Source organism: Rothia nasimurium, assembly GCF_928381705.1.
GTDB lineage: Bacteria > Actinomycetota > Actinomycetes > Actinomycetales > Micrococcaceae > Rothia > Rothia nasimurium_G.
The window spans coordinates 349,044-360,160 of the sequence record NZ_CAKMSR010000001.1; the positions used below are offsets into that span (position 1 = coordinate 349,044).

Consider the following 11,117-nt stretch of genomic DNA (forward strand, 5'->3'; position numbering starts at 1 on the left):
GTTAAAATTGGTTTTTACTCTGTATGTCATGGGCTGAATCATAGATAAAGAATATCCCCCTACACCCAATAGGTATAGAGGGGATATATGGGGGCTTATTCATTAGGGTAGGTGGAGCAGGCTCACAGCGAAGCTGCTGGCTCGGCGGCTGGCGTGAATCGCATTGTGAGCGAAGCGAACCATGCGAGAGGGTCGGCAGCGAGCGTGAGCCTGCGGAACCCCTTATGAATAAGCCTCATGGTTTTAGAGCAGGTCCCGCAGGATCGGCACCGTGCCGTCCTCGTAGACCGAACCGGTGACGTCCGTAGCCAGCTCTGCCACCTCGGGTAGGGCCTGGCCCATAGCCACGCCGCGGGCGGCCCAGTGGATCATTTCCTTGTCATTCAGCCCGTCACCGATGGCGATGGTGTGGCGGGGGTCCACGCGCAGTTTGCGGCGGATCTGCTCCAGGGCGGTTGCTTTAGAAACCCCGTGGGCAGCTACATCGAGCCAGGCACTCCAGCCCACTGCGTAGTTGACCCCGTGCAGACCCGAGTCGTAGATAGCGCGCTTGAAGTCATCGGGGGTGTCGGTGGGTGAGCAAACCACCACGCGCACGGCCGAGTTCATAGCAGCCATCTCGGTGCGGGTGGTCTTGACGGTGTTAACCCCAAAGGACCAGTCCTCAAAGTTGTCGGTGGCGTAGACGGTGCCGTCGGGTGCTTCAAGGGCTAGGGAGGCATGTGGCAGCTTAGCTTTGAGTAGCTTAATAGCGTTGGAGGGGTCGAAGCTGACCTTGTCGATAATGCGGTAGCCAGCCTCAAGTGAAGGGTCGATACTGAGAGTAACCGCGCCGTTGGAGCTCACAGCGTAGCCGCGGGTCAGCCCAATCATCTCAACGATGGGCAGGGTGGCGCCCAGGGACCGTCCGGTGGAAATCACGACGTGATGGCCGGCGTCCACGACATCCTGGGCGGCCTTTTTGACGGCCTCGCTCATGGCACCGTCGTGGGTGACCAGGGTGCCATCAACATCGATAGCGACCATGTACTTGGCGCCTTCTTCTTTCTGCCAGGTGGAGCGGCGTAGTGGCAGGGTTTGCATGTCTTTGATCTCTGAAATCATCGGTGTCTCTTTTCTTCTCGTGTAGACCAGACTATACAAAAGCCGGGTTAAGGCAAGGTGAGCAGGGGGTGAAGGGTCGCCCAGCGGGGGCGTCCGTAGGGTGAACTGCATGGTTTCTTTCGAGATGCGGAAGAATATCCGCAGTTCGAAAGAAACCCCGCAGTTCGCGAATCTACCGGGTCGGGCCAGTACAGAAGTGGAGGTTAAACTTGTATGTATGTCTCTTGCCAAGCTGTCTAACAGTACCCAGAACTACCTCAAAATTATTTGGGGCATTACCGAGCACGGTACCGAACCTGCATCTACCTCTGTCATTGCGGCGAGGGCAGGGTTGCGTCCGTCGTCGGTATCGGACGCGGTGAAGCGGCTTGCTGCCGCCGGACTGGTGGAGCACCAGCGATACGGGACAATTGAGCTGACAGAGCAGGGACGGGAATATGCGGTGTCGATGGTGCGCCGCCACCGCCTAGTTGAGACTTTTCTGGTGAAGACGCTGGGCTACACCTGGGATCAGGTACACGATGAGGCGGAGGTGTTGGAACACGCCGTCTCGGATTTAATGATTGAACGGATTGACGCCCTGTTGGGGCACCCAACCCGCGATCCGCACGGCGACCCGATCCCCTCCCCCACGGGTGAGGTAGAGTCCATTGCCCCGCATACCCTTCTTGATTGTTCGCCGAAGGACAGGGTGCTGGTAGAGCGTATTTCGGACGACGACCCCCAGCTTTTGCGGTTCTTTGCGGGGCATGGCATTGCCCCGGGTACGCGCTTGGAAGTTACCGCTGTTAACAGTGCAGAGGCGGGGCAGGGTTCCGCCGTGAATCTGGCTCTGCCTAATGATTCTGAGCTCTCCCTCGATGCGGGTGCAGCTGCCGCCGTGTATGTCTCTTACCTGTAGAAGGCAGGAGTGCAGGGCGGTCTCGTCGTGGCCTGCCCGTCCTGTGAGGAGGTGCCGGTGAGCGCTTCCCTCGTCCCTGGACGCCTAGCCCTTGGACGCCTGAGCGGTTGCCTGGCGTCGAGCCAGCAGGCCATGGCGCGGGGCACATAGGTAGGCTGCGCCGAAGAAGGTGCCTAAGGCGATTACTACCGCACCACCGGCGGAGACGTCTAGATGGTAGCTGGCGTAGAGCCCCACCAGGGCACCGGCTAGGGACACACCGGCAGAGATCGCCAGCATGGTGCTGAATCTGTCGGTGAGCAAACGCGCTGTGGAGCCGGGAATTACCAGCATGGCGACAACCAGCACCACGCCCACAATCTGCAAGGCGAGTACCGAGGTCAGGGCGAGCGCCACCAGCAGGATCCCTGCCAGCAGCCGCGGGCTCAGACCAATGGCGTGGGTGTAGCCGGGGTCGAAGGCGTAGAGCACCAGGTCGCGGCGTTTGATTATGAGTACGGTGACTACCAGTACCGCCAACACCGCGATTTGGGCGACTTCAGCCCAGGACACCCCTAGCACGTTGCCAAAGAGTATGCTGTGCAGGTCCGTCTGGGAGGGTGTCACGGAAATCAGTACCAGCCCCAGCGCGAACATCACCGTAAAAACGATGCCGATGGCGGCGTCCTCCCTGATGCGCCCGCTACCACGCACCGCCCCGATGAGGGCAACTGCAAGCAAACCGGCAATCACCGCCCCCACGGCGAAGGGCGCACCCACCATGTAGGCGAGCACCACCCCGGGCAGGACGGCGTGAGAGATAGCGTCGCCCATGAGCGACCAGCCCATGAGCACCAGCCAGCAGGACAGCAGGGCGCAGACGAGGGCGGCAATCACTGTCACCAAGAATCCGCGTTGCATAAAGCCATAGGTCAGCGGTTCTAGGAGTACGTCAAGCACGGTTGCCCTCCTGGGTTGGGGTCAGTGGGTTCATGCCGAAGGCCCGCACCAGGTTATCGGGGGCGAGCACGGTGGCGGGGTCTCCTGCCATCAGCACTTGGTTGCGGAGCAGGACGGCGGTGTCTGCTAGGTCTGCTAGGTTGGCTAGGTCGTGGGTTGAGATCAGGATCCCTGCCCCGGCGTCCCGTAGTTCCCGCAGGAGGGTTACCAGCATGGTTTCGCTCCGTTTATCGACCCCTGCGAAGGGCTCATCGAGTAGCAGGAGTTTAGCTCCTTGTGCCAGTCCGCGTGCCACAAAAGCTCGTTTGCGCTGGCCACCTGAGAGGTTGCCAATTTGCCGGTGGGCCAGGTCGGTGAGTTCTACCCTTTCCAGGGCTTTATCCACAGCGGCGTGGTCTTCGGCCCGGAGCCGTCGGGCGAAGCCCAGCCGCCCGTACCGTCCTTGTGCTACCACGTCACGGACAGATACGGGGAACGAGAAATCGATCTCCTCCCGTTGGGGCACATAGCTCACCACGCCAGCTTTCCGCGCTGCTTTCGGGGTCATGCCGTCAATCATGACCGACCCGCTGGCGGGAGCAACGCCCATGATCGCCTTAAAAAGTGTGGACTTACCCGACCCGTTCATGCCTACCAAGCCACACACGCTCCCGGCGTCTACTGCCAGGTGCGCCCCCCGAAGAGCATACACGTCGCCGTAGGTAACCGTTACATCTCGGATATCTAAAAGGCTCATTCTTGTACTCTAACGTTGCTCAGTTTCTTTTGAAGTTATGGACGCGGCACCGGAAGGCAGGTTGCGGGCCTCCTGGGTGGGGCCGCGTCCTGCGCCGGCAGCCGCAGGTCAGTGGGCGGGAATCTACCAGGTTTTGTTATGTGCCGGGGCTACTTGCTGAGCGCATCTGCAATGGTTTCTGCATCATAGCGAATCAGATCCAGGTAGGTGGGCACGTCTCCGCCTTCTTCAGAGAGCGAATCGACGTAGAGCGCACCTGCATAGGTTGAGCCTGATTCTTGAGCTACCTGTTCCATGGTCTTAGACGACACTGTGGACTCGCAGAACACTGCGGGCACCTTGTTGTCCTCTACAAAAACAGCCACCTCAGCTACCCGGGAGGCGCTCGGCTCGCCGTCTGAGTTCACCGCCCACAGGTACTTTTCGGTGAGCCCGGCGTCTGCTGCTAGGTAGGAGAAGGCTCCTTCGCAGGTCACCAGGGCCCGTTTGCCTTCGGGTACGGTGGAAAGATCTGCCACTAGCTCGTCGTGGACGGCTTGTAGCTGCTTCTTGTAGGTCTCGGCGTTGGCTCGGAAGGCGTCCGCGTTGTCGGGGTCTAGCTCCGCGAAGGCGTCTGCGATGTTATCGACGTAAGTCTGCGCTGCTAGCGGACTCATCCAGGCATGCGGGTTGGGCTTACCGGCGGATTCTGCTTCAGCGATGTTGATGGTCTGTACGCCCTCGGATACGGTCACGCTCTGGGCGTCGGTGTCCTGTAAGAACTGTTCAAACCATGCTTCCAGGCCTAGTCCGTTAGCGAGGATGAGGTCTGCGTCCGCCCCCTTTTTCACGTCGGACGGGGTGGGGTCGTAGTCGTGTATTTCGGCGCCGGGTTTGGTGAGGGATTCTACGGTGATGTGTTCGCCGCCCACGTTCTGCGCCATATCTGCCAGCACGGTGAAGGTGGCGATGACGGTGGGGGTATCGTTTTGCGCTGTAGTGTCGTTGCCGTCGCCTGGGGTGCAGGCGGTGAGAACGCCCAGGGCGAGTGCCCCGCTGGCAGCGAGCATGCGGTGGCTGAGGCGGCGGGTGTGGGGGGTGCGGGTTGCCTTGTTCATGGGTGCGTTGTTCCTTCGTTGGAGGTGCGCGTTCTTCTGACTTACGCCGTTGTAGTCGGTGAAGCCCTGTTCATGGTCTGGTGTGTGCAACCATCATAAGTTCGCCTAGACGAACTTTTCAAGGGGTGCGGCATAAGCCTCCCGTTCGTTAACACAAAAATTCCCCACGAAACCCTGCTTGACAAGTACAAACAGAATCTCGTGGGGAACCAAAAATAAGCTACTGAGCGACGGTAGGAATAACCTCAAGGCCGCCCATGTAGGGGCGCAGGGCCTCGGGGATGCGGACGGAGCCGTCGGCCTGCTGGTGGGTTTCGAGGATTGCAACCAGCCAGCGGGTGGTGGCCAGGGTGCCGTTGAGGGTGGCGACGGTGCGGGTGCCGCCCTTCTTGGTCTTGCCGTCTGCGGTAACGGTGTCGGGCATGCGCTCACGCACGTTCAGGCGGCGGGCCTGGTAGGTGGTGCAGTTGGAGGTTGAGGTCAGTTCGCGGAAGGCGCCCTGGGTGGGTACCCAGGCTTCACAGTCGAACTTGCGGGCGGCGGAGGAGCCCAGGTCACCCGCGGCGGTGTCGATCACGCGGTAGGAGAGCTCGCACTTGGCCAGCATTTCTTCTTCCCAGGCCAGCATCTTGGCGTGCATCTCTTCTGCCTGCTCAACGGGGCAGTAGACGAACATTTCGGCCTTGTTGAACTGGTGCACGCGAATAATGCCGCGGGTGTCCTTACCGGCGGAGCCGGCTTCGCGGCGGTAGCAGGAGGACCAGCCCAGGTACTTCTTGGGGCCCTTGTCGAAGTCGATGATTTCATCGGCGTGGTAGCCGGCGATGGCGACCTCGGAGGTACCCACCAGGTAGAGGTCGTCGCGCTCGAGGCGGTAGATTTCGTCGTCGTGTTCGACGTTGAAGCCGGTGCCGTTCATGGTTTCGGGGCGCACCAGGGTGGGGGTGGTGAGCATGGTGAAGCCGTTGGCGGTGGCCTGGTCGAGGGCCATCCACATGAGGGCCTGTTCCAGGCGGGCTACATGGCCCTTGAGGAAGTAGAAGCGGGAGCCTGAAACCTTAGCGCCGCGCACCATGTCGATGCCGTCCACCAGTTCACCGATTTCCAGGTGGTCGCGGGGTTCAAAGCCGTCCGTCTCGAAGTTGCGGGGCTCGCCCACCTGCTTGACGACCACATAGTCGTCCTCGCCACCGGCGGGAATACCGTCGATAATCAGATTGCCAACACCGGCGACCAGTTCTTCCTGGCGGGCGGCAGCTGCGTCAGCGGCGGCCTTGGCTTCTGAGACCTTCTGGGAGAGTTCCTTAACCTCAGCGAGCAGGGCCTGCTTTTCTTCCTTGGCGGCCTTGCCGATTTTCTTAGAGAAGACGTTCTGTTCGGCGCGTAGCTTCTCGAATTCGTTGATGGAGGTGCGGCGGGTGGCGTCCGCTTCGAGAATCTGGTCGATGACGGTTTCGTCAGCGCCGCGAGCGCGCTGGGAGGCGCGGAAGGCGTCGGGGTTTTCACGCAGGAGGTTAATGTCAATCATGCCTCTAAATTTACCGTAGTTGTCGCTGCGATGACAGGCGCGCGGACGCCGGGCGGTGGCGCGCGGTTTTCTTCAGTATGCTGGTGATATGGTTTCGCGTACGGCTCTCGGTGTATCCCTTACTGCTGCTTCTGCTCTTGCCCTGGGCGGGGTGGCGCTGTCTGTGCGCAAGGGCAGGCGGGAGCGTCCTGATCTTTTCCCGGTCTACCGGCCCCTGCATCGCATGTTGGAACCGGGTGAACCGAAGCAGGTCGCGGTGATCTATAACCCCACCAAGGATCGGGCTGATTCGGTGATTCGCATGGTTACAGCCGAGCTGGGCCTGGCTGATTGGCCTCGGGCTAGGTTCTATGAGACTGAGGCTAACGACCCCGGCTTTGGTATGGCCCAGCAGGCTGCGGCGGACGGGGCTGAGATTGTGCTGGCTGTCGGTGGTGACGGCACCGTACGCGCTGTGGCGGACGGCCTGGCGGGCACCACTGCCACCTTAGGCATCGTGCCTTTGGGCACGGGCAACCTACTAGCCCGCAACCTCGACATGGACGTCAATGACCTGCACGCCTGCATCAATATTGCCCTGCACGGGCAGAGCCGCACCATCGACATGATTCGCATGGAGATGCAGGGCGAGAAGGAACTTCCACCGGTCAATTTTGTGGTCATGGGCGGGGCAGGTTTTGACGCCCAGATTATGACCGACACCCGAGAGGATTTGAAAGCCCGTATCGGTTGGTTGGCCTATGTTGAGGCTAGCACCCGGCACATGTTCACCCGCCGCCGCCCAGCGGTGATTACAGTGAATAACGGTGCGCCGATTCGCCGTAAGATTCGGGCTGTGCTGGTGGCTAATACGGGTAAGATTCAGGGCGGGGTAAACCTGGCGTCGGTGGCTGAGCTGTCTGACGGGCAGCTTGAGGTGATTGTGCTAACCCCGCGTAACCTGGGCAGCTGGGTTCGTATGGCGGCGCAGTTTATCTTGCGCCCCACCCGCGTGCGTTACCCGGTGGTGGAGCATTTTGTGGGCACGGACGTCCGCGTCTACTTCCCCAACACCTGCCTCCCCGTTGAGGTGGACGGGGACGTGCTCGGTGACGTCAGCGACTTCCACGCCCAGGTGCTCCCCGCTGCGGTCAAGGTGCAGGTCTACCCTGATGACATGCAGATCCGTTCACTGAGTGATTTTGTGAACGCCCGTGAGGAGCTAGTAGAGCAGCACCGCCGCTGGTGGCAGAGACTCTTGCGGCTCTAGATATGGTGCTTGAGCGCCTCGGGCCGCAGTGAAATATATACACTTTCTAGATAAGCGGGCCTTATCTGTATATAATTGGTATCAATCGTTCAGCCCGCCTTCCGTAGTGAAGTGTGGGCTGGATTTCTATTCCCTCCTTCACCAGGCCGTGGAGTGTTCAATGACGTCACCGCATAAACCGCCCACATCTATTGAGCAGCAGATTGCCCTGCTCCGTGAACGAGGCATGGATGTCAATAAAGCTGAGGCTCAGCAATGGCTATCAACTGTTGGATACTACAGACTAAGCGGGTACTGGTACACCCGCAGAATGCTAAGCGACCCACCTCTTTCGATGGGAAATCCACCCCGTCCCGTGCGTACAGACACCTTCGCGCCGGGAACTCGGTTTACCGAGATTACCGCTCTTTATGAGTTTGACCGGAAGCTACGTACTCAAGTACACGACGGTATTGAGCGGGTTGAGATTGCCTTGCGCACATCTTTAGCAGATACCATTAGCAGCACTGGGTCGCTCGCCTTATACGATAGGGATAATTTTCGGGTGACCCGGGGCAGAGAATACGAGCACTACCAGATCATTAGCACTATTACCTCAAGAGTAAATCGTGCGTTAGGGTCACGAGATAGCTCTCATATTAAGCACAATGTGGAGAAATATGGGGTTCAATTAGCGCCCTGGGTTGTTATGGACGTGCTAGATTTCTCGGACCTTTCTAAGCTGTTCAATCTATTGAGAACCCCAGATCAGAACGAGGTTGCTGGCCGAATTGGCATAGATGTTAGAAACCTGGGGCTCAGTAGAGAAGAGGCCAAAGGCCTTTCACCCAATCACCCCTTTGCAGCTGCTCTGCGTCAGCTGACCCTGCTACGGAATAAGTCTGCCCATCACGCCAGAATATGGAACTGCACCTTATCTCCTATGGGTACTGGTATTTTATCCAGGGTTAGCGGTTTAGAATCTCTCTCGCATCTGCCCCTCCCACCGGGGCAGGAGGGCGCCCCAAGGCAGCAGAGCGAAAAAATTTACGGCGCGCTTATCATTATTGCCAAGATTCTTGAAACCGTATCCCCTGGTTCAGCCTGGGCAAGTAGAACTGCTTCTCTTGTCGATTCAGCGCTATCCGCAGTGCCTTTCCTTACTGCCCAGGAGATGGGATTTCCGGATGATTGGAAACACCACCAGATATGGGGCTTAGAAGAGTCTTAGTTGTGTTTTCAGGGACCAGAGACTCCCCTATAGGTAGACCCACATTTAGATGTTATGTTTGAGGCTTTCGGGCCGCCCGCCCGGGAAGAGGGTTTCTACCCAGTCGCGGGCAGCGTTGAAGGACTCTTCATTGTGCATGGGGTCTACCGCTGCCAGGCGCTTGTCGGCCCGCGGGTAGGAGCCCAGGTAGAGCACACCGGGTGAGACCCGGTGGATACCGCGCAGGGCATCGCGCACACGGGCGTCGTAGAGGTGCCCGTCAATGTCGATGGAGAAGAAATAGGAGCCCAGGAATTCGCCGGTAGGGCGGGACTCGATGCGGGAGAGGTTGATTCCCCGGGTGGAGAACTGTTCGAGCAGGTCAAGCAGGGCACCGGGGCGGTCCTGGGGTAGCGGGATGACCAGGGTTGTTTTGTCGGCCCCGGTCGGTGCGGGAGTTTCAGCGTCGCGGGCGACGAGCACGAAACGGGTAACGGCGTTTTTGTTATCGCCGATATTGTGGGCCAGCACTTCTAGCTCGGGGTGGGCTTGAGCGACTGCCGGTGAGCAGACGGCGGCCTCGTAACCCGGGTTATCGTTGAGCAGGCCAAGGGCCGCGCCAGCGGTGGACGAGCCGGGCAGGTAGTCGGCGTCCGGCTTGTTCTCTGCCACCCAGCGGCGCACCTGCGCCCAGGCATGGGTGTGGGTTGAGATAGTTTTGACGTCCTCTAGTGTGGTGCCGGGGCGGGCAACCAGCACAAAGGTGATGGGCACCAGCACTTCGCGGACGATACGCAGGGACCCGTCGAGAGCTGCGATGGCGTCGAGGGTTGCGGTCACACCACCTTCAACGGAGTTTTCGATGGGCACCATGGCGGCGTCGGCGCTGCCATCGCGCAGGGCGTCGAGGGCCGCGGGTACGGATGTTGCGGGTATGCGTTCGGCGTCGGGGGCACCGGGCACGGTGAGGAGGGCTGCTTCGGTGAAGGTTCCGGACGGGCCGAGGTAGGTGTAGCGCATGGGGTCTAGTTTAGCGGGTGGACGCGGCACCCCGGCTTCTTACCGGAGGGTTAGGGGAGGTTTGTACCGGGGTCTGCCCACATAGCGGGACCAGAAGATTGAAAGAGGTGAAACAGGCTTACGCTCGCTGCAAGCCTGTTTCACCTCAGTTTTTTGAATCACTCTCCCTAAAGGAACTCAGATTGATTGAGTAGCTCAACCATGAGGGAACCCTTTATCCAATAATCCAGATTGTAGAAGGCATGTCCGTTAAGGACTAACGGTTTCTTCGATGAATTTCCGCTCGTACCCCTGATAAAGATTTCATATTCTTTGGACTTAGGTAGGTTGTTCCCCATCTTTGGGAAACCGTTTTTGTTATAGATAACCGTTCCATCTTTTCGCAGAGCCAAGTGAGTGGTCATCTCCTGCTGAAGGTACATGCGACGCATTGTCTCCCAAACTCTCCGGGCAGATTCTTCAAACATGCTGTCTGAAAATTCAATAACCTTAACGCCCCTGAAGATATCTAGGCTTCTGTCCTTCCCCTGATGACGTTCAAAGACCCCGCATAAGAACCTGTGACTAAAAAGGTAATCAAAAAGTGTTGAATCTTCGAAAGCTGTATCGTCCTCAAATTCTGAGAATACGACCGGGGTAAGTTTAGAATCCTCCTTCTTATGGCCAGTGCCCTTAATGGGTATTGCCTTAACGATGAAGCCAGCTTTAGCGAGCTCTTCAATAGAACTAGCTTTAACGTAATCTCCAGTAAGCATGTACCCAAGTATGTAGTTGGTTGCCCCTTTGCTGATTCGGTCAGCGAGAGTAGAAGATTTAGCTTCTGCCGCTTCTTTAGCAATATCCCCTAGCTTCATACCAACATAAGGTGCTACAGACTTAGATATCTGTTGGAGCAGGTCCGAATAATCGGAAACCCCTGTCAGTCTCTGCTGCGATGCTTTCGCGCTAAATATTTCTTTTGTCTTTACTTTGAAGTACGAGTTTTTTATAGCCAACCGGGCACGCGGAAATTTAGGGGCAACCTCTAGATACATCAGCCCTCCAAGGGCAGCGGATAGCTCTGCCCTCAGAGCTCGACGTTCTTCGTCATCGGTTTGAGAGTCCTGAAGCTGTCTAATAACATGCTGACCACGCTCAGAAGCGAAGAAACCATGAACGTGCTCCCAATCTGACTTGATAATCTCTCTTTCTTCATCACTAAAGTGAAGATTTGAGTAAAGCAAGTATTGATATGTACTGGCTTTAGTTCCGACAATTATAAGACCACTAAAGCACCATCAACCACCTCCTGCGGAGTCCGATAACCAAGACTCTGATGCAACCGACCAGCATTCCACCAAGCAACCCAAGACGC

General features: G+C 58.2%; 10 protein-coding genes. 3 read left to right on the forward strand and 7 right to left on the reverse strand.

Annotation, left to right across the window (positions count from 1 at the left end):
• Positions 1-243: 243 nt before the first annotated feature.
• Positions 244-1,104, reverse strand: a complete 861-nt coding sequence (locus L6762_RS01665) for an HAD family hydrolase (RefSeq protein ID WP_237185257.1) — start codon at positions 1,102-1,104, stop codon at positions 244-246.
• A gap of 217 nt (positions 1,105-1,321) precedes the next feature.
• On the opposite strand from L6762_RS01665, the gene L6762_RS01670 reads away from it, so the two are divergent.
• Positions 1,322-2,005, forward strand: coding sequence for a metal-dependent transcriptional regulator (locus L6762_RS01670; RefSeq protein WP_237185258.1), 684 nt, complete (start codon positions 1,322-1,324; stop codon positions 2,003-2,005).
• 84 nt (positions 2,006-2,089) lie between these two features.
• Here the strand turns inward: L6762_RS01670 and L6762_RS01675 are convergent, their stop codons facing one another.
• From L6762_RS01675 to serS, 4 genes are all read right to left on the reverse strand, one after another.
• Positions 2,090-2,905 (reverse strand): metal ABC transporter permease, encoded by an 816-nt coding sequence (locus tag L6762_RS01675; RefSeq protein WP_237185286.1) that lies wholly within the window; start codon positions 2,903-2,905, stop codon positions 2,090-2,092.
• Between the two features lie 31 nt (positions 2,906-2,936).
• Positions 2,937-3,680 carry a metal ABC transporter ATP-binding protein gene (locus L6762_RS01680; protein ID WP_237185259.1) on the reverse strand — a complete coding sequence of 248 codons (744 nt, stop codon included), beginning with the start codon at positions 3,678-3,680 and terminating at the stop codon, positions 2,937-2,939.
• A gap of 149 nt (positions 3,681-3,829) precedes the next feature.
• Positions 3,830-4,777: a metal ABC transporter substrate-binding protein gene (locus L6762_RS01685; RefSeq protein WP_237185260.1), complete on the reverse strand. Its 948-nt coding sequence runs from the start codon at positions 4,775-4,777 to the stop codon at positions 3,830-3,832.
• A gap of 220 nt (positions 4,778-4,997) precedes the next feature.
• Positions 4,998-6,305, reverse strand: coding sequence for a serine--tRNA ligase (serS, locus tag L6762_RS01690; protein WP_237185261.1), 1,308 nt, complete (start codon positions 6,303-6,305; stop codon positions 4,998-5,000).
• 88 nt (positions 6,306-6,393) lie between these two features.
• Between serS and L6762_RS01695 the strand changes: the two genes are divergently transcribed.
• Both L6762_RS01695 and L6762_RS01700 read left to right on the forward strand, forming a co-directional pair.
• The gene (locus L6762_RS01695) at positions 6,394-7,554 is read left to right on the forward strand and encodes a diacylglycerol/lipid kinase family protein (protein WP_237185262.1); all 1,161 of its coding nucleotides are present in this window, start codon (positions 6,394-6,396) and stop codon (positions 7,552-7,554) included.
• 160 nt (positions 7,555-7,714) lie between these two features.
• Positions 7,715-8,764 carry an Abi family protein gene (locus L6762_RS01700; protein ID WP_237185263.1) on the forward strand — a complete coding sequence of 350 codons (1,050 nt, stop codon included), beginning with the start codon at positions 7,715-7,717 and terminating at the stop codon, positions 8,762-8,764.
• A 45-nt stretch (positions 8,765-8,809) separates the two neighbouring features.
• On the opposite strand, the gene pheA is transcribed toward L6762_RS01700, so the two are convergent.
• Both pheA and L6762_RS01710 read right to left on the reverse strand, forming a co-directional pair.
• The gene (pheA, locus tag L6762_RS01705; RefSeq protein ID WP_237185287.1) at positions 8,810-9,763 is read right to left on the reverse strand and encodes a prephenate dehydratase; all 954 of its coding nucleotides are present in this window, start codon (positions 9,761-9,763) and stop codon (positions 8,810-8,812) included.
• 167 nt (positions 9,764-9,930) lie between these two features.
• Positions 9,931-10,986 (reverse strand): hypothetical protein, encoded by a 1,056-nt coding sequence (locus L6762_RS01710; protein WP_237185264.1) that lies wholly within the window; start codon positions 10,984-10,986, stop codon positions 9,931-9,933.
• Positions 10,987-11,117 lie beyond the last annotated feature (131 nt).